This window comes from Nocardia sp. NPDC058519 (assembly GCF_042719755.1).
GTDB lineage: Bacteria > Actinomycetota > Actinomycetes > Mycobacteriales > Mycobacteriaceae > Nocardia.
In genome coordinates this window covers 66,984-86,602 of record NZ_JBHXNK010000006.1, presented here as the reverse complement: position 1 = coordinate 86,602, position 19,619 = coordinate 66,984, and the positions used below count along the sequence as shown (strand labels likewise).

The window sequence follows — 19,619 nt, the reverse complement described above, 5'->3', positions numbered from 1 at the left end:
GACAGACTCCTCATCGATCGCGTCAGTAGGTGTTCTGGTAGACGACATCGCGTCGTTGTTTCGGGGGTCGCGCCGGTGCGGGCGCGGGTTTCCCGCCGAGATCGGCCCAGCTGACGGCCGCTCGGCCGCTGGTCCAGAAGTTCTTCGCTTGACGGCGGGCGACGAGTTCGACGCAGGCGGTATGCGCGCACTGGCTCGCAGCCGTGCGTTCGGGATGGAACTCGTAGTAGTCGAGCATCGAGATCTCGATCTTGGTGGCCGGATTCTTGCGCCAGTTCGCGCCCGCGGGTGGCAGCACGCGCCACTGGACACAGTCGATGGCGCCGTAGGCGAATTGCAGGTCGCTGTCGCCGTATTCGCTCTGTTCGATCCGGGTGACCCCGGCCATGCCGCCGCGGGCGATCGACTTGCGAATCTTGGCCCGCACGCCACTGGAGCGACGGATCATATCGAGGACGTCGATATTGACCTCGGTGCCGGTGGCGTCGAGAAAATGCTGGAACAGCCGGGCCGCGAGCGGGCCGGCGGCCCGGACCCGAGCCATCGCGACCATGGCCACCTGGCGTGGTTCACCGACCGCGCAGGCGCAGTCGGCCAGGGACTTGGCATCGAATTTGCGACTGTTCACACTGCACTGCTTGGCGAACTTCTTCTGCTGCTCAGCCCACGATTTTGTGGGCGTCCGGTCGTCCTGTGCGGGTGCGCACTTGCCGAGGATTCGCCGGGTGCGCTTGGTCGGGGCTTCCTCTTCGGCGGCTCGATGCACGTTGCAGGCGCACTCGTGTGCATCCGACTCGGCGACGTACTCGGCTTCCTCCTCGGAGGTTTCGCCCCAATACTCGCCGTCGCCCTCTTGCGTCGCGAACGACTCTTCCTCGGCCTCCTTGCCTCGGGTGATGCCTCGCATATCGGCTGAGGGATCGGCCAGCAGCTGCCAGCCGAAGTGACGCGGAATCGCGTTGTGCGCCACGCTGGTGCGCTCGACTCGGAAGTTCGGTGAACCCGCGGCGCGGACCGCCGCACCGACGCGCTCACTGTGCCGCGCGGTCCCTTCGCCGGGTCGGTACAGGACACGCAGCGCGCCGGTGCCCGCGGCCATCCGCTGACGAGCCCACGCGATGAGCGGCGTCGGGTCGTTGTACAGCGCGTCGAAGGTGTGCACCTCGTCCGGATCGGTGTGCGCCAGAATTGCCATCAGCGCCGCCCCGCCACCGGAGTGGGCGGTCAGGATCAGTCGGTGCCGCCGCACCCTGGCCCCGGTCGCGGTGGCGAACCGGGCGAGCGCGTCATCGATCAACGATTGCAGCGCACCAGGTTTCAGCAATGCCGGGAAGGTGTAGCGCTGCTGATTCACATACCGCCCTTTCGGCTGGTGATGGCCACGCGGCAGCACCAGCAGGGTGGGGTTCGTGCGGCCGACCGCGGCCTTGTTCGCCGGGTCGGTGAAATCCAGGCCACTGATCGGCTTCTTGTGCTTGACGATGTTCATCGCCGCGCCGTGCCCGGAGTACCCGTGCAGATGGACGACCACATCGACCACCGATGGCTGGACCATGCCGTTCCATTCGACCAACACGTCCGGCGGGGTCCCGGCGTGCGAACGCAGCAGCGGGTGGCGCTGCACGATCAGTCGGCCCGGTGTCACCGTGGTGAGCTGTGGGTCCTCGTAGGCGTCGGCGTCCTCATAGTCGGTTTCGTAGTCTGCCTCGTGATAGCCGGTCTCGGTGAACTCCACGTCCTCGTTGTCGTCTTCGTAGTCACTCGCCTCGTCGTACTCGGCCGCAGAGGCGTAACTCGCACTGCTGTCACCGCTTTCATGCCACGGGGTATCGGCTTCCTCGTGGCCCCAGCCGGTTTCCGCGGCGTACTCGGTGTCGCCCACGGTCTCGGCGAACACATCTTCGCGAGTGGGCCACATGCCGGTATCGGGTGTCGACTCGGGCGAGGCGAAGATCGACGATTCGGCAACGGTAGTCATATCAAGCTCCCAATCGGTGTCGCGCTGGTGGCGACTCGGCGGACGGGCGGCTCATGGCCGAGGGACTCGGACGGCGGGATGATGCCCGTTCGTCGACGGTGCCGCGGGTGCGTTCCCGGCGGAGAGGACGCTCGTCGGCAGCAACTTGGATGGCTGCGCGGACCGAACCTGCGCCGCCGGTTTGCGGACCGTGACAGCCAGGTCTTTGACCCGCTCACCGGTCGCCGACTGCCACAGGTCGATGATCCGGTTCATCGTCTGCGCGGGACGGGGGTCGACAATGTCCCTGGAGCGGTACAACAGCTCCGCTTGCTGCGGTGCGTCGAACATCCGCAGCTCGATCGACCACAGCAGTGGTGAGACCACCGTTCCGAGTTCGAACAGTTCACGGGCCTGCCGGGACGGCGCCACGCCGACGCGAGCGCCGACCGTCGCCAATCGATCGGCCGGATTGCCACCGGCGAGACCCGCATTGGCGCTGAGGTCGCGCACCACCGCGCTCTCGTGCTCGACGGTGAGGTGGAACCAGCTCAGCATGCAGACGTTGCTGAACTCTTCCCGCGAGAGCATTCCGCCGAGCCGCCGCAGCCGCAGCATCTCACCGATGGTCTGGCAGAGGTAGGCGACGTAGCTCGAGTCGGTCGGATTCGAGCCGGAGGTGTTGCGGTCGTTCTCGATGCCCAGCCACACCTGCCGCAGCAGCTCGTTCCACATCTCTATGAACCGAGTGTTGCTGGTGGCGACCGCATCTCGCTTCCACGGTTGACCAGCCACACCTGGCGTCGGGTGTGGCAGATCGAGCCCGAACATGCGCCAGTAGGCATTGCGCCGGTTGACGCGGGCGTCGGGGCGCAGCTGACTGGTGAGGCCGCCGACCCGGAACAACGGCGGGTCACGAAAGAACAGCTCTTCGGTCGCACGGACCCAGGCCATCGTCTCCACCGAGGGCGCGGGCAGCGATTCGCCGACGACGTACCGCCGTACGACCTCCGCGAAGATCTCGAAGATGCCGGTGCTTTCGAGCAGGTACGCATAGAACATGTGGTCCCACAGCAACTTTCCGCCCAGGCCGACCGCAGGCGGGTTGTAGCCGAAAGGGAGCGGGAAGGTTGTCGGGGGAGCCGGACGGGCGACGCCGGATTGGAAGGACTGGAGGATCAGGTTGCTCGGAATCGCCGTCATCCTGATGGCGGCCGGGTCGCCGAGCGGGACGGGATTGTCGGTGAAGATCGGCGCCAAGGTGGACACGCCGCCCGATGCCCAGATTTCGTCCAGCCATCGGCTCAACTGCTCTGGATGAAAGGTGAAAACCGCGTCCGCCGGCGTGAACGGATCGTTCGGCGCGGCGACCAGTGTGGCCAGGGTGCGAAACATGGCGCTGCCTCTTCCTTATTCGGATGCTGTATCGGGCTGGGAGCGGTAATGCCCACCGTGGCAGCAGGGGTCTCCACACGAAGGCAATGGCTTGGGGTCGTGCGTGACGAACGCGATGTCACGGATCTTCTTGTGGCAGTCCCGCAGTTGCACCGCGACCGCGAAGGCGGGGTCGCGCAGCGGGATCGGACAGGGGATCTGCCCGCCGAGCACGGTCTCTACTTGCGGAGGCAGTTTGTTGCTGTGCACGACGACGGCCTGAACGGCGTAGTCGGGCAGCTCCTTGTCGAATACGAGTTCGTCGTCGGTGTTGACACGGACCGACAACGTCTGTGTCAGCGGCCCGTTGGACGAGAGATTCCTCGACCCCAGGTTGTACTGCAGCATGCTGAAGGCGGCGAGGGTGAAGTCGTTGCCTTCTTTGAGGTCACTCTTGGGCGGTGGTGGGCAGTCCGCGGGAAGGCGGCCTGACTGTTGCAGCACCTCCGCGACGAGGTTCTTGACGTCTTCGCGCGTCATCACCGGGGGCGGTTCGTTGTCCATCTCGGTTTCCTCTCTCTGTGCTCATCAAGCGGCGACGGCTCGATCGCCGCCCATCCGCCGCAACCAGTTCTCCATCTCCGTCGGCGGATTCGGTGATTCGAGCCCGCGCAGCACGGTCAGTGCCAGGATTCGCATCGGGTCGACTCGCTGCAGGTAGGTCGAGGTGTACAGCGAGGCGCCCGCGCGATCTGCCAACCGGTTGAGCTCGTTCGGTGAGACGCGGCGTGGGTCGGCCAAGGCCGAGAGCGGGACGCCGTTGAACGCGCGCATCGGCAGACGCGTACACACGTCTGCGATGGCGGGCAGCAACGGCATGCTCGCGCCCACAACAGCTCTGACATCGGGGGCGGCGTGCTCGAGGGGATGTCGGTCCATCCACCGGCGCGCGAGGTCGTCCCACGGGCCGGGGCCGAACCAGGATCGGCACAGCGCCGCGTTGAACTGCACCCGCAGCGCCGAGATGGGATGGGGATCTCCGATCGGCATCCGGAACACCGCACGCGACGGACCGTCCACGACGGTGGCCAGCGCGGGTACCGGAGCGAAGCCGAGTAGGCAGAACGCGTAGACATCGGCCGCGACCTCGGACGCCCAGCTCTGCCAGGCATCGGCGGCCAGCGGACTGTGCGGGGTCAGAGCCGTGTGCAGCGCGGCCGCCAATTCCTTTGTCCAGTCGGTCAAATGGGCCACCTGGTGGCCGGTCTCGTGGACCAGGGATGTGGGCTGCCACAGGTTGTGCCGGGTGATCTTGACGGCGGCGGCGGGTGAGAGCGTGGCGTCCCATAGCCGCGCTCCCGCCCGCAGGATGGAGGCACCCATCCCCTTGTCGAGGTAGGTCAGTACCGGCGGAGTATCGATTCCCAACGGCCGCAGTATCTGGTCCATGCTGTGCACGGCCAGCGCGTCCAGTCCGCGCAGGACGGCGGCCATCCGGGGGTTCGTTCTGGTATTCACCGCGTCGCAATAGAAATCGACGATCGCCTCGGCGCGGCTGTAGCGGCGCCGGAGCGTGAGCAGTTCCGCACGGGCGGTCTTCAGATCGGCGGGACTCGACGCGGCCTTGATGGTGAACAGTGTCCGGTCGGCCTGCGCGGTGAGTCGCTTGGCGTGAGCGGTCAAGGTGGCTCGCACGCTGATCCCCAGGTAGGTCTCCAGCTCACGCCACGCGGCGGCAGAGGCACCGACCTCGAGGTCGGCCAGCGCCGCGCAGGCGCGGCGCCAATGCCTGGCCTCGGAGGCGAGCGCGGCGGTCTCGGTGGTGAACCCGTCGGCCATCACGACAACCCGGGAGTAGCAACGACTTCGGGGACCGGAACTTGCCCAGCGCCTGCCTGCACGCCGGTGAAGGTCACTGTGAGCGTGACACCGTCGGCCGGATCGGCCACCGCGGCGGCGAATTGCGCGCCGCGCTGGGTGAGGTAGTTGGCGATGCCGGTGCTCGTCGCCGCGGCGAGGTTGCCTGCCAGCGTGGCCGCGACCGCGGGGTCGGTGACCGAGGTGGCCTTCAGCAGTCGCTTGGCGATCCGATACTGCAAGCGCGGCAAGAAGATCTCCCGCAGGGCCGACAGCACCGCGGGCAGGTCACGCTGACCGGCCGGTGCGGTGCGCTGCAAGCGGGCCTGCAGACCACGAGCACGCCGTTCGGACAGTTTGACCACCACGGCCAGGCGTTTGGCTGTCGGATCCCAGCGCACGATGGTCAGGCGACGGGGACGACGGGCCTTGCGGGCGGGCATCTTGCCCACGCGCACCCGGAAGTACCGCTGGCCGGGGACCGGGCGATAGGCGCCCGGTGTGGTGCCGACTCTGCGTGCCCGGCCGAGCGCGGGCTCACGCAGCAGCAGCCCCGCGGCCTCGCCGGTGAGCGGCTGGAACTCGTCATCGGCGGGTCTCTCCGCGGCAGGCAGGGTTTCGTCTCTCGTGAAGTGACCGGGCAGGGTACCCGGCAGCGTCTCGTACAGGTCGATCTCCGCCTGCACCGGCCACTGACCGACACCACGGTCGAGCAGATAGGTTTCGAGGGTGCCACCGTCGTTCCAGCGCACCGCCCGCGCCACCTGCCGGGGGATCGGCACCGCGAAAACCTTGGTGTACTTGCGGAATCGGTAGCGAGGCCGAGTGGCGCGCGGCATCATCACCCAGAAGCCACCCTCTTCGGCGGTCTCCCGTTCGGGCAGATCGGCACGTAGCAGCCGGTCCGGGAGATACGCGGCGGCCGCTTCGGCGAAGGCGCGCTGGACCGAGGCACTCACCTGCAGCGGATCGCTCAGCGCCTCCTCGGTCAGTTCGTCGAGTACCCGCGTAACGGTCGCTTCGACGGTAGAGGCCAGCGCCTCACCCGCGATCGTGTCTTCCTGCTGGTCTGTCGATTCCAGACCCAGCGCGGTGAAGCCGACGCCGACGACCGCCCGAGCCAGCATGGTGGCGGGGTCCTGTCCGGCGACCTTCGCGATGGTGCGCGCGGCCTCGGGCCCGATCATCCCCCTGATCAATTTCGCGAGTGGCCGCGCGATGAGGTTGACCAGCTTCGTGCGCGCACCGGTGACCTTCAGCCCGAGCTTGATCAGCGGCCGGATGGCCAGGATCGCGGGCACGAACTGCTCGATCTCGGCGATCGGATCCTCGGAGCTGGTGTAACCGCTCAGCTGGGCGGCCAGGCGCGCGCGAGCGTCGTCGAGCTCGGCGACCACGTTGTGCTCGGGCTCTTCGGCCTCGTCGAACGTTTCGTAGTCGGCTTCCTCGGCTTCGTCAGCGTCCTCGGCCGCGAACAACTCGAGCAGCTCCTGATCGAACGCCTCCGCCATGAGAGCCGCGGTACCGAGCTCGCCGTCGACTTCATTGTCGGCCTCGTCGGCGGCCTCGCCGATGCCGAGCCGCTTGGTGAGCAACGGCACCAGCGGACGGATCGAGGCGGGCAGGATCTTGGTGAGTGGGTTGATCAGCTTCTTGACCACGCCCTTGAGCAGCGAGAGCCCGATCTTCTTCAGCCGATTCAGCAGCGGGCCGATCAGGTGCTTGCCGATGGTCTGCAGGCCGCTCTTGATCGTCTTCAGGCCACTCTTGGCGATACCGATGACGCCCTTGATCGGGTTCTTCACGAATCCGACGGCTTGCTTGATCTTCGACTTGATGAATCTCTTGGCCTTGCGGACCAGCTTGCCCAGGAAGTTCTCGAACGCTTCCGAGCCCAGGGCCGCCGGGGTCTCGAGCGAATCGAGCAACTCGTCTACTTCGTGCTCGGCGAGCCCGTGCAGATCGGCGTTCTCCAGCCCGCCGGCGAAGTTGTCGATCGCGCGTTCCCACTCGGTGACGAGCGGGGCGATCCACTCCTGCAGCGACTCGCGGCACTCGGCCTCGGACGGGGTGATCGTCCACTGCTGAGCGTCGGACAAAGCACGCGCGGCCCCTTCGTTGAGGAGCTGTTCGAGCGCCTCGGTGAACTCCTCGTCGTGCATGGTCTCGAGGAACTCGGTGGCCAGTTGCGATTGTTCATCGGCCTCGGAGTAGGTGTGCTCGCCGAACGGGGATTCGGTGAAAGAGAAACTCTCGAACGGAGATTCGTCGAACTCCGGGTCGGCCTGTTCGGTCGCCTGATCCGTCGCCTCACCCAGCGGGGACATTCCCGCGAAGGGCGAAACGTAGTCCTCGGAATCGCCGCGAGACTCGATGTAGGAGTCGACTCGCATTGTGTTCACCTCCGCAAACGACGGCTGTTTCGGCATACTGTGCGGGTCGGTGATATGACCGAGCGTCAACACTTCGTGTCGTCCGAATCCTTTTCTTCGCGAAGGGTGTTCAGTAGGTCCCCGATGCACGCCAGGGTGGCCTCGACGTCGGCGAAAACCCATTCGCGGCTCGAGTTCGCGTCATCGGTTCCGGCCAGTACTCGAATGATCAAACGACCGGTGTCGCGCCATACCCGCACCACGATCACGCCGCTCTTGTTGCCAGTCATCGGCCGACGGTCGCCTATCGGCCTACCCGGTTGCGTCAACGCTCTGTGGACGGTGTTGACGCCGTGTTGACGAATCCGCAGCGTCGCCGGCGCAGGCTTGCCGCACTGGGCCACACCCGGGCCCGTGAGAGGGGAACTCCGATGCCGGTGTCCGCGTGCGCTTCTGACGCGAGCGACCAGAAACTCGCTATCTCCCTGCTCGGCGGATTCGCGCTGCGAGTCGACGCGAAGCATGTCGCGCTCCCGCAGCATTCCCGCCGTGTTCTGGCCTATCTGTCGCTGGACAAGATCGCCGAACCGGACTGCGACCGGGGCGTGCTCGCCGAACGACTATGGCCCGACTCGAGCGTGGAACGTTCGCGGTCCAGTCTCAGGACGGCGCTGTGGCGAATCCGTCAGGCCGGCCCGGCGCTGGTGCAGGGGGAGGGCGGGCGGTTGCGGCTGGCCGACCGGGTTGTGGTCGACGTGCACGAGTTCCGCCGGAACGCCGAGCAGATGCTGACCGAGCAGCGTGACTGTCCGCGCGAGCGGGCGCGCCTGCTGGCTCGCACCAACGACCTGCTCCCGGGATGGGACGAGACCTGGCTTCTGCTCGCTCGGGAACAATTGCGGCAGTTGCGGTTACACGCACTCGAGGTGGACGCGCGCCGATTGTCCCGGCAGGGGCGCTATCTGGAGGCGATCGATGTCATGCTCGCCGTCGTCGCCGAGGAGCCGCTGCGCGAATCGGCCCAGACCGCACTGATCGAGGCCCATCTGTGCGAGAGCAATGTGGTCGAGGCGCGGCGGCAGCTCGGTATCTTCGCCGAGCTGCTGTGGAGTCAACTCGGCATCTGGCCCTCGCCCGAATTGTTCGGCAGGGTGGGGATGGTGGCGACGCCGCCCGCCCGCCCGCCGATCAGTCGATAGTCATGTGGCGCCGCGCCGTCGACGCCTGCTCCCAGGTGTGGGTGCCCGTGGCCGGATGCGAGCGCCGCGCATGGACCGAGACCAACACGGTCACCTTCGTTCCGCGCGCGGGTACCGCACCGCTGGGCCAGCGTGCCGAGACGGTGCGCCGGCGACCCGGTGCCAGATCGAATCCGACCGTCGCGGTCAGCGCGGGGAAGAAGTCGCCCGGATACGTGGCCGGTGTTGCCGTGGTCGTCCGGACGGTGAAGGTGACGACGAAGTGACGGCAGGCTCCCGCGGTCGCCGAATTGCGAACCCTGGCATGAAACCAGTTGTCCTGACCGAATTTCGGTGACAAGTGGGCTACCGCCTGATCGGCGGCGTGGCGGATCCACGGGGCGGGATCGGCCACCAACGTGACGCGCGCGTCGGGCGTCTGTTCACCGAAGCCGTAGACGAATCGGTGAAACGCGTCGACGAGATCCGTCGCACCGGAACCACAGACCAGCCACGACTCCAACACCGCAGTCGAGACCGGCGTCGCACGGTGCGCGCGGTACAGCTCCGCCATCAGGGTGCGTAGTCGGTCGGCGCCGATCCGCTCGGCGATGCCCCGGAACAACCGGCTACCCCGGTCATAGGCCGACGACGGCGTCGTGCGCTGGAACGGTGCGCGTGAGCACAACTCGACCGGTGGTTCGGTGTAGTCGAATCGCTCGGTCCGGGTGTCGCCGTCATCGCGGAAACTGGTGTACGCCTCGTCCCACCACCCGTCGGTCTGCGCGGCCGGGGTGACTCCCCGGGCGAACCAGGAGTGGAACACCTCGTGGCCGAGCGCACCCGCGGCGGTGGTGGCCGCGTTGGCGTACTCCATCCCACCGGAGGCGCCATGGAAGAAGCAGACGAACCTGGTGCCGAGGAATTCGCCGTAGGTACGTTCGTTCTCGGCCAGCAGTTCGGCGATTCGGGTGTTGAGCGCAGCCAGGTTTTCGCTGCCCCTCAACGGCTTCCAGGTTTCGACGATCACCGCTCGCCGCGAGACAGGCAGGACGGTGGTCGTGGATCTGACGGTCACCGCATCCGAGGGTCGCAGTTCGATCAGCGGGGACATGGTGGTGAACCACGCGGGAAAACGCACGGCCCACGAGTTGACCCCGACGACGGTCGCATCGCCGTTGGTGATCAGGGAGTGCGCGACCGAGTCGCCGATGATCCGCAATTCGAGTGCGAAGGGAAACCGGTCGAAGGGAAGATTCGAAGGAAACCAGGCTTCCAGATACCGACCGGCGAACAGATCGGACATACCGAGCGACCATCGCACCCGTCCGTTCGACAGCTGCAGCACCGGTGGATAGGCGCCTCCGAGATCAGCGGTCGGCGTCGCGAGCTGGTAGGCCATGGTCAATCGGTGCACCGATCCGGCCTTCTGCGCGACGTCGAGGACCCGGACCGTACTGTGCGGCCCGGCGCCGACATCGCGCGCGGCGATCGTCGACGGTGGCAGTGCGACGCCGTCGAGTCGGCAGGACTGCACGGACTGGCGCAGATCGAAGATCGGTGACCCGGACTGCGGGCCGATCTCATAGGTCATCTGCGCTTCCGCAGAGGCGGTAGCGGTCGTCGCATCGAGTGTGACGACCGCGCGCAGCTCCTGGATGTGCATCGCTACGGCGCGTAGGCCCGCGACCGTCGTCGGAGGTGGTGCATCGGTGAAATCGGCCGACATAGTGATTCCTTGCGATCGAAGGACCCGGCCGTTCGACGATGCTGCCCGGGCATGATCGCGAGCGTCAATGCCCCGTAGCGGCGGCGGCCGGTAGACCGAGGCGCCGACCGAGTTCGGGCGAGGGGCGCAGCGCGAGTTCGTGCCACAGACCGGTGGCGAACAAGTGGAACTGCCGGTGCGCTTCGGCGGCGTTTCCGGCGCCCAAGTGGGCATCGATGAGTACCGCCCTGGCCGATTCGCGCAGCGGTTCCTCCGCGACCACCCACAGGATCAGGTCGATGGCCTGCGGATGGCGCCCCTGCTCACACAACCGGCGGGCCACTGCCTCGAGGGTATGCAGCCGCAGCATGCGGACCTGTTCGCGGAACAACATCAGCCAGTCTTCGTCCCAACCGGGTAGCAGCTCGGCCGCGCCACACAGCAGCCGCACGTCCGGCGGTACGCAGGTGGTGATGCCGGAGAGCAGCCCTTCGGCGTACCGGCGGAAACAATGGACGTCGACCTCGACATGGTCGGCCAAGGCCACGCGCTCGGTGTCGCCGGTCAGTAGATGGGGGTCGACGCGGCGTATTCGCCACAGCGCGGTGCGCAGACTGGCCAGCGATCGGACCGGGGGAGAGTCCTCCCACAGGCGTTCGGCGAGAACCTGCCGAGTGCATTCCCTGTCGCTCGACTTGCGCAGCGCCAGATAGGCGATGACCCGGCGGGCGTGCATCGGCAGCGCGGCCTCCACGCCGTCGATACGGAGTTCGAATCCGCCCAACAAGGAGAGTTGGGCGGACGCTCGTCCCGCATCGGAAGGGACCGGATCCGCGGGTGCGATCATCGTCGCGCCACGATCGGCACGAGTCGGGGATACCCGACGCATGCGACGTCGGGCCGGTTCGCTCGACGGCCGCGGCCGACGGTCGACTTTGATGTCCACATAGCCTGTACGTCCTTTGAGAACGCAATCGATCTCGACACAACAATGAGCTCGACATCAATGAGACCTCTTGTTCGACAGCCTCACACGAGTAGTTTCCTACTCGAATCGCCAGTGGCCGGTCCCCGTTGACGTGACCACTGTGCGGCGGGGTCGTCCAGAGTAAGTGTCCCACTCACCGCTCATCGTGGCTTCCCTGGAGGTCGAGGTGTGTGCGAGCATTCCGCAGTGGCTGGTGGAACCGATAATTGGCCGGTCGTCGACCTGGCCGACCTGCTCGAAGTGCTCGATCTCGCCGAGATCGCGCCCGGACGATTTCGGGCGAGGAACGTGACTTCGACGCTGCCGACGACGTTGGGCAGTCAGACGCTGGCGCAGGCGGTGGTCGCGGCCGAGCGCACGGTGCCGCAGATGGCGGTGCAGTCGCTGCACGGTGTGTTCCCGCGCGGTGGGCACGCCGATCGTGCGGTCGACGTGGATGTCGAGGTCGTCCAGTCGGGGCGGGCGCTGGCCACCGTGCAGGTGTCGTTCCGGCAGGACGGGCGCGAGCACGCCCGGGTGCTGGCCATGCTCAGTGTCGACGAGCCGGACTTCCTCGCACACGATGCCGTACTGCCGCCCGAGGTGCCTGGTCCGGAGGAGTGTGCCGACCTGCCGTGTGCCCTGCTGCCGTGGGAGGTCCGGACGCCCGGTGGCGCGGACGCGCTGGCGCTCGATCTCGCGGGTCCGCCGTCCCTGGATGTGTGGATGCGCTGTGACAAGGCTCCCGATCTGGCTGTGTTCTCGCGGGCGCTATTGGCCCATGGCAGTGAGGGTTTCCTGGGCCCGGTCGCCTCGCGCCCGTATCCGCAGGCCGAGATCGCGCGGCGCGGTGGCCGGGGGCAGTCGGCCATGCTCGCCCAGACTGTCACCTTTCATCGTCCGTTCACCGTGCACGACTGGCTGCTGTTGCGCTGCGAGAGTCCTTTCGCGGGTGCGGGGCGCATGTACGCGCGGATTCAGATATTCACGTCCGCAGGCGAATTGGTGGCTTCGGTGGATGCGCAGGGCCTGATGCGCGCGCACGGGTACTCCTCCAAAACCCACGACTGAGCATTCCAGAGCCGACGTCGTACACGGGCCGTCGGGAGCCGCAGCAGCTCCTCACCGGGCTCGAGATCGCCGTCTTCGAACGATCGCGCGTCGGCCGGGTTCACGGCGGCAGCGCCACGAAAGCGACCGGTCGGTCGTAAATCGTTGGGGTGGAAGGGATTCGGATCGCAATCCATCCGCGCGGCGGCCGCGAATACCGTGTGATCGCTTCCACCCCGGGCAGGAACGGAGTCGCGGAATGCTAGGAATTCTGTTGCAGCTGGCGGTATTGGCGCTTTTCGTGGGCGTCGCGGTGGGGATCTTCGTGCTGGGGGATCGAGTGCGGCCCGAATCATGGCGGCACGACGACGATTCCGGTGCTGGTTCGATGATGCTGGACATGGTCAACATGTTCTTCGCCGCCATCGTGGCGTTCGTGGTGGTGATCCTGTGGCAGCAGTACGACACCTCGCACGCGCACACGGTGTCCGAGGGCAAAGCCCTGGTGGGCGTGTACGAGTCCGCGAACAGCATGCCCGAGCCGGATCGGGAGAAGATCCAAACCCTGGTGACCGCCTACACCCGACAGGTGATCGACGAGGAGTGGCAGGTCATGGACGAACAGCGCCGACTGAGCTCGTCCACGCAGGCGACGCTCGATGATCTGCGGGAGGCGGTGAATTCCGTGCCTGCCGCCACCGCGGACGCGAAGGCGGCCCAGGAGGAGACCGCCACTGCCGTTGCGGCGATCACCGATGCCCGCTTCGACCGTGGCCTGGACGCCGGTTATCGGTTGCCCTGGTTTCTCTACATCGCCTTGTGGTTCGCCACTGCCATGCTGTTGTTCGGCACCGTCTTCTCCGGTGTTGTGGTCACCAAGCGCAGCATCCTCATGACCGGGTTGTTCGGTCTGGTGATCGGTGCGGTCATTGTGGCTGTCTATCAACTGGATCGGCCGTTCGCCGGCGGTAACCACGTCGCCAAGGACGCCTACGAACTCGCGCTCGCGCGCTTCCAGCACCTTGCCGCGGAAACGTCGTCCAGCGGCGATATTCCTCGTTGACCGGGTCGAACAGCAATCAGTACTTGGCTTTCGGAGGCGTAGTGCGCGGAAAACGAAGAGCAGTACGAGGATTCGCGGCGGCATCGATGGCTGCGGCAGGGCTGGCCGTCCACGCACCGCTCGCTGCGGCTGACCCGGGAATACCGGCGATCGACCAGATCATCAGCGGCAGTGCGGCTCCGGGCACCGAGGCCGCCGCGGGCGACGGACAAACCGGCGGGCTGGAGCTGGGGCTCGGCACCGGCAGCAGCGCCGCGAGTGAACCGGGCTGGTCGTCGGCGCCGACCGGAAGCTCGGCGGGGATGGTTCCGAACCCGGCGGCCGGGCAAGCTCTCGGCCTCGGACCGAGCACTCCCAGCGGCATCGATGCCGCCCGCGCGACGATCGATCCAACCGCCGTGGATCCCGGGGCCGCCGATTCCGGGCCCGGTACGGCGCTGACGACTCCGGTCGCAGGCCCGGACACGCTCGGCGGCCTGCTGCTCCTCAACCCCGACCATGTGCTTCCCGCCTGTGTCGGCAGCGCGGCAGTCGGCAGCGCCGCGCTGGGGTCTGGCATCGTCACCGGTAGCGGCATGGGCTCGAGCCTGGTCGGCCTCGGTTCCAGCGGAAGCGTCGGCTCGGGCTCGGCCGGTGCGGGCAGCGTGGCCGTCGGCAGCGCGGCGACCGGCAGCGCCTTGCTGACCTGCATGCTGTTGCTACCGGTCCCGGGTCTGCCGGAGCCCGGTATCCCCCTGACCATTCCACCGACACCGGTGGCACCGGCCGCCGTGCCTGTCCCAGTGCCACTGCCCGAGGTGATCCCATCGATCCCCGCAGCGATCCCGCCGCCGCTGCCGCTGCCGCCACCCTCCGTCGAGTTCACCGCACGTGTTCAGCCACCCTCTGCACCTCCGCTCACCGCGCTGCAGGTCATGACCGTCATGATCATCACGATCATCGCAGGCGCGCGTGCTCGCCTGCGTGGCCGGAAGTAGTCGCTGAGGGCCGTAAAGACATCGCGGTGCCGACCCCACGCCTGGCTAGTAAGTATTGCTATGTACCGGTAGTCAGCGTTACTATCTACCAGTACTAAGTGTCGCTTAGTAGATGAAGGAGGTGCGTCGGTGGGCAAGCAGATAACGGAAATGCTCAAGGGCACGCTCGAAGGCATGGTCCTGGCGATCCTGGCCGGGCGGCCCGCATACGGCTACGAAATCACCGCGTGGCTGCGTGAGCACGGCTTCTCCGACATCGCCGAGGGAACCGTGTACGCGCTGCTCGTCAGGATCGAGAAGCGCGACCTTGTCGACGTGGAGAAGGTTCCGTCGGAGAAGGGGCCGCCGCGCAAGGTGTACACCCTCAACGCCGCGGGCCGGGACTACCTCGACGAGTTCTGGAGGACCTGGAGCTTCCTCGCAGGACGACTGGAACAGCTTCGCGAAGGAGACGAGTAGCCATGGGCAAGAGCTGGATCGAGCGGGTCACCGGGCCCTTCGAGGACAAGAAGCGTTACCGGCAGTACAAGGCGCGGGTCAAGCAACTTCCCGAGAGCTACCGCGTGACGGTCGAAGCGTTGGACCGCTACCTGATGTATCGCGGGGCGATCACCAACCCGGACATCCTGATGGAAATGGTGGAAGACCTCGTCGATCTCTTCGAGCAGAACGTGGCGGAAGCGGTTCCGGTTCGGGCGATCGTCGGTGACGATCCGGTGGAGTTCGCGGAGGCATTCCTGGCGAACTACGCCGACGGCCAGTGGATCAACGCGGAGCGGCAACGGCTGACCGCCGCCGTCGAGCGTGCAGAGAAGGAAGAGGGGCCGCGCTGATGACAACGCAACAGACCCTTGTGCCGGCGATTCGTGTGCGGGGGCTGGAGAAGTCCTTCAAAGACCTGCATGTGTTGCGCGGCGTGGACTTCGACGTGGCGCGGGGCAGCATCTTCGCATTGCTCGGCTCGAACGGGGCAGGTAAGACGACCGTCGTGAGAATCCTGTCCACCCTGCTGAAGTCGGATGCCGGAGCTGCCAGCGTCCACGGCTTCGATCTCGCCACCCAGCCGGCGAAAGTGCGCGAGGCCATCAGCCTCACCGGACAGTTCGCCGCTGTCGACGAAATCCTCAGTGGACGTGAGAATCTCGTGCTGGTCGCCAACCTCCGGCGGCTCGAGAACCCCGGCGCTGTCGCCGACGAACTGCTCGAGCGTTTCTCGCTCACCGAGGCCGCGGCGCGCAAGGTATCGACCTATTCCGGCGGCATGCGCCGACGCCTCGACATCGCGATGAGCCTCATCGGGAACCCGCCGGTCATCTTCCTCGATGAGCCGACGACCGGACTCGATCCGCAGTCACGCATCGAGGTCTGGAAGACCGTCAAGGGGCTGGCCGACAACGGCACCACAGTGCTGCTCACCACCCAGTATCTGGACGAGGCCGAACAACTCGCCGACCGGATCGCGATCCTGCACAAGGGGCGAATCATCGTCGACGGCACCCTCGCCGAACTGAAACAACTGCTCCCGCCTGCGAAGGTCGAATACGTCGAGAAACAGCCGACACTCGAGGACATCTTCTTCGCCATCGTCGGTGACGACGAAGCCGCCTCGTCGGCGTCGATGAGCAAGGAACAACGATGAATACCCGATTCCTCGGTGACACCGGCTACCTGCTGGGACGATCCTTGCGCCACATCGCGCGCAGCCCGGACACCATCATCACGACCGCGATCACACCGATCGCCATGATGCTGCTGTTCGTCTACGTCTTCGGCGGCGCGATCAACACGGGGTCGGAGTCGTATGTGAACTACCTGCTACCCGGCATCCTGCTCATCACGATCGCCTCGGGCATCTCCTACACCGCCTTTCGGCTTTTCCTGGATATGAAGAACGGAATCGTCGAGCGATTCCAGTCCATGCCGATCGCACGGTCGGCCATTCTGTGGGCGCACGTGCTGACCTCGATGGTCGCCAATCTGATCTCGGTGGTGGTGGTAGTCCTCGTCGCCGTGCTCATGGGATTCCGGACAGGGGCGAGTGTGCTGTCGTGGCTCGCGATCGCCGGCATCCTGGGACTGATCACCCTGGCGCTGACCTGGCTGGCCGTCATCCCCGGCCTCACCGCGAAGTCGGTGGACGGTGCCAGCGCGTTCTCCTACCCGCTGATCTTCCTGCCGTTCATCAGCTCGGCGTTCGTGCCCACCGACAGCATGCCCGGTCCGGTGCGCGCCTTCGCCGAACACCAACCGGCGACCTCCATCGTCAACGCGATCCGGGACCTGTTCACCCAGGAGCCGGTCGGCAGCGACATCTGGATCGCCCTCGGCTGGTGTGTCGGCATCCTCGTCGTCGCGTACTTCGTCGCCACGGCCACCTATCGCCGAAAGGTCTCCTGACCCGCTGACCACTGTGGGTGGCCGTGCATCCGATGCGGTCACCCACAGCAGTGCAGGCACGGTGCTCGCGGCGCCGGTTTTCACGAACCGTGTTGGGAGGCAGGCGGTTTACGCGTTCGCGACCCGGGTCATCGTCAATCCACGTCTCGGAGGAGATTCGCGAAGATCTGGTTTCCGAGAGTATGCGCCTGGGACAGGTCAAGGACCAGGCCCGGGACCTCGGGGTGGTCAGCGGCCCACGCCTCGGCGGCGGGTCGGTCGGTGAAGAAGTTCAGGTAGTTGCAGCAGGATTCCGCTGTGGGTCCCTGCGTCGCCCGGCCTCCGACGAACACCACGGCGGTCGCGGGCTCGGCGGTCAGGTGTTGGCCGTGGACGGTGACGGTGATCGGGGTGTGGGTGACCGGGTCGGTGGAGCTGACCTCGACGTCGGTGTCGAGCATGGCCGCCAGACCGAGGGCATCGACAGCGCACATGGCGTAAACGGCCGGCCCGCCCAGGATTTGGACACGGTGCGAGGTCGGTGTTCCCGAAAACGGATAGGCCGACGCGACCTCGCCCCCGCCGTCGAGACGAACGACATCGGACTCGTGCAGCCGCTCCATCGCCTCAGCGAGAGAAATGTTCTGTCCTGCAACCACTTCGGACAGTTCGGCGCGGCTGGGTGGGAATCCGCGCTCCGCGAATCCCCTCAGGATCGCCTGGTGTAGCGCACGCTCGGCAGGATCAGCGGGTCGGGCATCCGCACGCTGGGAACTCAGCTCGTCCGCCGCGGTCTCTGCCCCGGATCCAGGAGCGCAACATGACGCGGTGTCCGCACCGTCGTTCGACTCGCTGTACTCAGCCGCCTCCAGTGCCGCCCTCAGCGCCGAGACCGTAGGGGCGCCGTCGAGACCGGTCGGCGAGGGGTAGAGCCGACACGACAGGCTCGGCACCGATGCGGCTGTCGCGAAGGGGTCGCGGCCGTCGACGAGCAGGGTGGGGGAGCCGGTCATCCCAGCGGATACGGCCTGTTCGGCGTCGTCGACGATGCGATGCACGATCTCGATGTCAACCGGTCGACCAGCGACGGCTCGACGGATTCGATCTTCGAGCACTGCCACATTCGGGCAGTCGGGGACCTGGAGGATCTCCAGCCTCATGGATGTTCTCCCTCGTGGAGTGATGTCAGGATCCGGCAGCGGCGTTGCGCGGGCGGCAGCTCACAGGTCGTGATCAGCTCCGCCAGCGACCGTTGCATGCGTTGCAGGTCGGCGATCCGTTGCCCGAGCTGGGTGACCCGGTCCTGCGCCAGTGCGCGCGCCGCGTCGCAGTCCGCCGGGCCGCCGTCGGCCAATTGGAGCAATTCCTCGATCTCGCCCAGCGCGAAGCCCAGGTCTTGGGCGCGCTTGACGAACCGCACCGTCACGACCGCCTCGTCGGGATAGCTGCGATAGCCCGAAGCGGACCGAGGCGGGCGGGCCAGCAGACCGCGTCGCTCGTAGTAGCGCAGGGTCTGCGCGTTGACTCCCGCCTGCGCGGCCAGCTCACCGGTTCGCATACCGCCATTCTCGACCCTGTACCCAGGTACAAGGTCAAGAGCGCAGCCTGGTTCCAGTCGCGTTCGCGGGCGCGGACCCACCAGGCCGCCCAGCGCGACGGCGATACGCCCGTCGGCTCAATCAGTACATAAGATTCTGTATTCAGGGGAATTTGGATTGTTGGGACCGGCGGGCGCTAACATGGCGACCATGGTCGAGATCATCCTGTTTGTCTCATTTGTCCGTAGTCGGGCGCGGTGAACGCCCGCCCGGTGCCGCGCCGCACCCGCATACTGACCACGCTGGCCGCGGTACTCGTCCTCGTCGTCGGCGCGATTGTGCTGGCAGCGGCACGCAGCGACGACCGTGCCCAGGGCGCTCCGGCACGCGAGGCCGGATCGACCGGTGAACCGGCCGCGGTGGTGCGTCCGGACAGCCACCGGCTGTCGGACCCTCCAGGTGCCAGGGTGACCCTGGTGGAGTTCCTGGACTTCGAATGCGAGGCATGCGGAGCGATGTTCCCGGCCATGGAGCGCCTGCGCGCCGAGTACGGAGATCGCGTCAGCTTCGTGGTGCGCTACTTCCCGATCCCGTCGCACCTCAACTCCGGCCGGGCCGCCCGTGCCGCCGAGGCGGCCGCGCAGCAAGGGCACTTCGAAAAGATGTATCAGCGACTGTTCGAAACCCAAGCGGAGTGGGGTGAGAAGCGCGTCGCCCAGGACACGGTGTTCCGGAACCTGGCCGCTGAAATCGGCTTGGACATGGCCGCTTTCGACATCGCCTATAACGACCCGCGCACCGCGGCGCGCGTGAATTCGGACTTCGACGAAGGCCTCGCACTGGGAGTCGCGGGCACACCCAGCTTCTTCCTCAACGGCGAGAAGATCACGGTGAGCGGGTCCCGCGACCTGGCTGCTGCTCTCGATGCCGCTGTGGAGTGACCTCGATGTTCAGGCATCGATGTGGGAGCCCATGATGACGGTGCGGTCACGTCGCGGGTTCGCGCCCTCGGCAGGACACACAAAACATGGGCAACTGGAAACGCCTGGTCATCGCGGATTCATATCCGATCTGACGGTGCGGGTCCGCTGGTACGGACTGGTTTCGATTCGGTCGTCCTGAGCGGTCATGGCAAGTTCGCTCAGTCCTGTTTCCGAACGGGTTTCCGAACTCGGCTTCAGTGGTGTTCGAAGGCTGCTCGA

19 protein-coding genes are annotated in these 19,619 nt (G+C 66.5%); 9 read left to right on the top strand and 10 right to left on the bottom strand.

Annotated features, from left to right (window positions below; genetic code table 11):
* Positions 1–22: 22 nt before the first annotated feature.
* The 6 genes from ACFWPK_RS09425 to ACFWPK_RS09400 form a co-directional block, all read right to left on the bottom strand.
* On the bottom strand, positions 23–1,978 hold the full coding sequence (locus tag ACFWPK_RS09425) for a hypothetical protein (RefSeq protein WP_378914137.1): 1,956 nt from the start codon (positions 1,976–1,978) through the stop codon (positions 23–25).
* A 51-nt stretch (positions 1,979–2,029) separates the two neighbouring features.
* A complete protein-coding gene (locus ACFWPK_RS09420; RefSeq protein WP_378914136.1) occupies positions 2,030–3,352 on the bottom strand; it encodes a hypothetical protein in 1,323 nt (440 codons plus the stop codon).
* 15 nt (positions 3,353–3,367) lie between these two features.
* Complete coding sequence (locus ACFWPK_RS09415; protein ID WP_378914135.1) at positions 3,368–3,895, bottom strand: hypothetical protein; 528 nt, start codon at positions 3,893–3,895, stop codon at positions 3,368–3,370.
* 24 nt (positions 3,896–3,919) lie between these two features.
* On the bottom strand, positions 3,920–5,170 hold the full coding sequence (locus ACFWPK_RS09410) for a hypothetical protein (RefSeq protein WP_378914134.1): 1,251 nt from the start codon (positions 5,168–5,170) through the stop codon (positions 3,920–3,922).
* Entirely contained in the window at positions 5,170–7,581 is a 2,412-nt protein-coding gene (locus tag ACFWPK_RS09405) for a hypothetical protein (RefSeq protein WP_378914133.1), read from the bottom strand. The genes ACFWPK_RS09410 and ACFWPK_RS09405 overlap by 1 nt, the downstream gene beginning before the upstream one ends.
* Positions 7,582–7,646: 65 nt before the next feature.
* Positions 7,647–7,850 carry a hypothetical protein gene (locus ACFWPK_RS09400; protein WP_378914132.1) on the bottom strand — a complete coding sequence of 68 codons (204 nt, stop codon included), beginning with the start codon at positions 7,848–7,850 and terminating at the stop codon, positions 7,647–7,649.
* A gap of 141 nt (positions 7,851–7,991) precedes the next feature.
* On the opposite strand from ACFWPK_RS09400, the gene ACFWPK_RS09395 reads away from it, so the two are divergent.
* A complete protein-coding gene (locus tag ACFWPK_RS09395; protein ID WP_378914131.1) occupies positions 7,992–8,759 on the top strand; it encodes a BTAD domain-containing putative transcriptional regulator in 768 nt (255 codons plus the stop codon).
* On the opposite strand, the gene ACFWPK_RS09390 is transcribed toward ACFWPK_RS09395, so the two are convergent.
* Positions 8,749–10,467, bottom strand: a complete 1,719-nt coding sequence (locus tag ACFWPK_RS09390; protein WP_378914130.1) for a hypothetical protein — start codon at positions 10,465–10,467, stop codon at positions 8,749–8,751. The genes ACFWPK_RS09395 and ACFWPK_RS09390 overlap by 11 nt on opposite strands.
* A 64-nt stretch (positions 10,468–10,531) precedes the next feature.
* Entirely contained in the window at positions 10,532–11,293 is a 762-nt protein-coding gene (locus ACFWPK_RS09385) for a BTAD domain-containing putative transcriptional regulator (RefSeq protein WP_378914129.1), read from the bottom strand.
* Between the two features lie 327 nt (positions 11,294–11,620).
* On the opposite strand from ACFWPK_RS09385, the gene ACFWPK_RS09380 reads away from it, so the two are divergent.
* The 7 genes from ACFWPK_RS09380 (at position 11,621) to ACFWPK_RS09350 (ending at position 16,900) form a co-directional block, all read left to right on the top strand.
* Positions 11,621–12,484 carry an acyl-CoA thioesterase gene (locus ACFWPK_RS09380; RefSeq protein ID WP_378914128.1) on the top strand — a complete coding sequence of 288 codons (864 nt, stop codon included), beginning with the start codon at positions 11,621–11,623 and terminating at the stop codon, positions 12,482–12,484.
* Positions 12,485–12,722: 238 nt separating this feature from the next.
* Positions 12,723–13,526 carry a DUF4239 domain-containing protein gene (locus tag ACFWPK_RS09375; protein ID WP_378914127.1) on the top strand — a complete coding sequence of 268 codons (804 nt, stop codon included), beginning with the start codon at positions 12,723–12,725 and terminating at the stop codon, positions 13,524–13,526.
* An 86-nt stretch (positions 13,527–13,612) separates the two neighbouring features.
* A complete protein-coding gene (locus ACFWPK_RS09370; protein ID WP_378914126.1) occupies positions 13,613–14,503 on the top strand; it encodes a hypothetical protein in 891 nt (296 codons plus the stop codon).
* A 129-nt stretch (positions 14,504–14,632) separates the two neighbouring features.
* Positions 14,633–14,962, top strand: a complete 330-nt coding sequence (locus ACFWPK_RS09365) for a PadR family transcriptional regulator (RefSeq protein ID WP_378914125.1) — start codon at positions 14,633–14,635, stop codon at positions 14,960–14,962.
* Between the two features lie 2 nt (positions 14,963–14,964).
* Entirely contained in the window at positions 14,965–15,336 is a 372-nt protein-coding gene (locus ACFWPK_RS09360) for a DUF1048 domain-containing protein (RefSeq protein WP_378914124.1), read from the top strand.
* Positions 15,336–16,142 (top strand): ABC transporter ATP-binding protein, encoded by an 807-nt coding sequence (locus ACFWPK_RS09355; RefSeq protein ID WP_378914123.1) that lies wholly within the window; start codon positions 15,336–15,338, stop codon positions 16,140–16,142. Before ACFWPK_RS09360 ends, ACFWPK_RS09355 begins: the two co-directional genes overlap by 1 nt.
* Entirely contained in the window at positions 16,139–16,900 is a 762-nt protein-coding gene (locus ACFWPK_RS09350) for an ABC transporter permease (protein ID WP_378914122.1), read from the top strand. Before ACFWPK_RS09355 ends, ACFWPK_RS09350 begins: the two co-directional genes overlap by 4 nt.
* A 134-nt stretch (positions 16,901–17,034) precedes the next feature.
* On the opposite strand, the gene merB is transcribed toward ACFWPK_RS09350, so the two are convergent.
* Positions 17,035–18,039: an organomercurial lyase gene (merB, locus tag ACFWPK_RS09345; RefSeq protein ID WP_378914121.1), complete on the bottom strand. Its 1,005-nt coding sequence runs from the start codon at positions 18,037–18,039 to the stop codon at positions 17,035–17,037.
* Positions 18,036–18,437 carry a MerR family transcriptional regulator gene (locus ACFWPK_RS09340; protein ID WP_378914120.1) on the bottom strand — a complete coding sequence of 134 codons (402 nt, stop codon included), beginning with the start codon at positions 18,435–18,437 and terminating at the stop codon, positions 18,036–18,038. Before ACFWPK_RS09340 ends, merB begins: the two co-directional genes overlap by 4 nt.
* 237 nt (positions 18,438–18,674) lie before the next feature.
* Between ACFWPK_RS09340 and ACFWPK_RS09335 the strand changes: the two genes are divergently transcribed.
* Positions 18,675–19,358 carry a DsbA family protein gene (locus ACFWPK_RS09335; RefSeq protein ID WP_378914119.1) on the top strand — a complete coding sequence of 228 codons (684 nt, stop codon included), beginning with the start codon at positions 18,675–18,677 and terminating at the stop codon, positions 19,356–19,358.
* Positions 19,359–19,619 lie beyond the last annotated feature (261 nt).

Excerpts from the sequence above, each read along its gene's own strand:
- ACFWPK_RS09425 (WP_378914137.1), bottom strand. The coding sequence starts at position 1,978 with ATGACTACCGTTGCCGAATCGTCGATCTTCGCCTCGCCCGAGTCGACA.
- ACFWPK_RS09420 (WP_378914136.1), bottom strand. The coding sequence starts at position 3,352 with ATGTTTCGCACCCTGGCCACACTGGTCGCCGCGCCGAACGATCCGTTC.
- ACFWPK_RS09415 (WP_378914135.1), bottom strand. The coding sequence starts at position 3,895 with ATGGACAACGAACCGCCCCCGGTGATGACGCGCGAAGACGTCAAGAAC.
- ACFWPK_RS09410 (WP_378914134.1), bottom strand. The coding sequence starts at position 5,170 with ATGGCCGACGGGTTCACCACCGAGACCGCCGCGCTCGCCTCCGAGGCC.
- ACFWPK_RS09405 (WP_378914133.1), bottom strand. The coding sequence starts at position 7,581 with ATGCGAGTCGACTCCTACATCGAGTCTCGCGGCGATTCCGAGGACTAC.
- ACFWPK_RS09400 (WP_378914132.1), bottom strand. The coding sequence starts at position 7,850 with ATGACTGGCAACAAGAGCGGCGTGATCGTGGTGCGGGTATGGCGCGAC.
- ACFWPK_RS09395 (WP_378914131.1), top strand. The coding sequence starts at position 7,992 with ATGCCGGTGTCCGCGTGCGCTTCTGACGCGAGCGACCAGAAACTCGCT.
- ACFWPK_RS09390 (WP_378914130.1), bottom strand. The coding sequence starts at position 10,467 with ATGTCGGCCGATTTCACCGATGCACCACCTCCGACGACGGTCGCGGGC.
- ACFWPK_RS09385 (WP_378914129.1), bottom strand. The coding sequence starts at position 11,293 with ATGATCGCACCCGCGGATCCGGTCCCTTCCGATGCGGGACGAGCGTCC.
- ACFWPK_RS09375 (WP_378914127.1), top strand. The coding sequence starts at position 12,723 with ATGCTAGGAATTCTGTTGCAGCTGGCGGTATTGGCGCTTTTCGTGGGC.
- ACFWPK_RS09370 (WP_378914126.1), top strand. The coding sequence starts at position 13,613 with ATGGCTGCGGCAGGGCTGGCCGTCCACGCACCGCTCGCTGCGGCTGAC.
- ACFWPK_RS09360 (WP_378914124.1), top strand. The coding sequence starts at position 14,965 with ATGGGCAAGAGCTGGATCGAGCGGGTCACCGGGCCCTTCGAGGACAAG.
- ACFWPK_RS09355 (WP_378914123.1), top strand. The coding sequence starts at position 15,336 with ATGACAACGCAACAGACCCTTGTGCCGGCGATTCGTGTGCGGGGGCTG.
- ACFWPK_RS09350 (WP_378914122.1), top strand. The coding sequence starts at position 16,139 with ATGAATACCCGATTCCTCGGTGACACCGGCTACCTGCTGGGACGATCC.
- merB (WP_378914121.1), bottom strand. The coding sequence starts at position 18,039 with ATGAGGCTGGAGATCCTCCAGGTCCCCGACTGCCCGAATGTGGCAGTG.
- ACFWPK_RS09340 (WP_378914120.1), bottom strand. The coding sequence starts at position 18,437 with ATGCGAACCGGTGAGCTGGCCGCGCAGGCGGGAGTCAACGCGCAGACC.